Consider the following 1,458-nt stretch of genomic DNA (forward strand, 5'->3'; position numbering starts at 1 on the left):
AGCTGCGATTGAATATCGGATTCCAAGATTCCCATGATGCGACTACGATTAAGTCCATGCATTACTGACGATTATTTGATAATAACAAAAATCCCCATAGCTTCATCATAGATCGTGTGCAACCGTTGGTTAATTACCCGTTTTTTAATATTTTTTTGATATCGTCCTCATTCTTATAAGAAGAATGAATCTTTATTAGTCCTTGATTGATGGCATGTTGACACGCGGTTCGTATGTTACCAGTTGCAAAGCTTGCGGCTGGGGTGTTATCGATCGCCTTCAAGAATACCCAGTGACTGTGTTCGTCTTTTAAACTTATCTCACGAGCAATGTGGGTTGCGAAGAGTAATAGATCGAGTAACTCCTCATCGTTAATCGCAGTATACGCACGTGGTAAGAATGGGTAATCACTGATGCCCATTCGAATGGTGCGATTCACATCGTGCTTACCCGCGAACTCATCCACCCAGCTTTGAAACTTGTTAAAAGTTGCCTCAGCAGATGCATCACGATCGGCATTCGGTTCGATATACAATAAGTTGGCATCAGAGAAGTGGTACAAACGTGTTGGCTTTTGGATGCGTTCTGCGAGGAACTCCCCAAATGCACGTTCTAGCTCTAAGCCCGCTTTATAACCATGTTGAACGTACATGCTACGTAGAAATGGTAAGTCTATCATCACGAAGCGCAAACGGTCGTTGAGTGGTTCATGAATCAGTTCACCCATTTGCCATTGCTCGAAAATGTCACTCGATTTCTTCAAAGAGCGCGATAGTTTGACGTTGAGCATACGTAGGTTATTCAGACGTGAGCGGGAGTGGGTAAATAGGTCATCGCGCAGTTTCATTATTTGTGTGGCTTGACGTTGCATGATAACGCCACGACGCATAATGAAGAGGAACATGACTAATACGATAAGAAATAACGCGAACGAGATTTTTTGGAACTTGCGATGCTCTTTGCTTACTTGAATTAGCTTTTCTCCCTGACCGACATAATGGATGCTTTGTTCGGCAAATTCCTTCTGTTGGCGGAAGGCATCTTCGCTGATTTGGTTAAGTTGTTTTTGCTCGAGCCGGACTAGATTGTTGTACTTTTTATACGCTTGCAGAGAAAGTTGATATTCACCTGCTTGCTCGTAGCCTAGGCCTAATAAACGATGGGATTGTTGTTTGATAAAGCCGGTATCATCTGGTGCGTTCTCTATAAGTGCGAGCGCTCTTTTGGCATTGGCGATAACGTCTTCACTGTTATTTTTGTGGTAGGACAGGCCCGAGTGAAGTAACGCCGCTTTCGCCTCCAGTTGGGGTTGGTCTGCGAATTCAAGTAAACCTGTTGCGCGGTCTAGGTATTGCTCCGCCAATGGGTAGTTGAACAATTGTAGGTATGTAGCCGCAAGACTTAAACGGATATCGATGATTCGATTGATATTCTTGTTGGTGCTGTCGTGGTCAAGCA

At 43.9% G+C, this 1,458-nt stretch carries 1 pseudogene; it reads right to left on the bottom strand.

The window, feature by feature from the left end:
- Positions 1-133: 133 nt before the first annotated feature.
- A pseudogene (locus AND4_RS18945) lies at positions 134-1,458 on the bottom strand (tetratricopeptide repeat protein); the annotation flags it as partial.

Source organism: Vibrio sp. AND4, assembly GCF_000171815.1.
Lineage (GTDB): Bacteria > Pseudomonadota > Gammaproteobacteria > Enterobacterales > Vibrionaceae > Vibrio.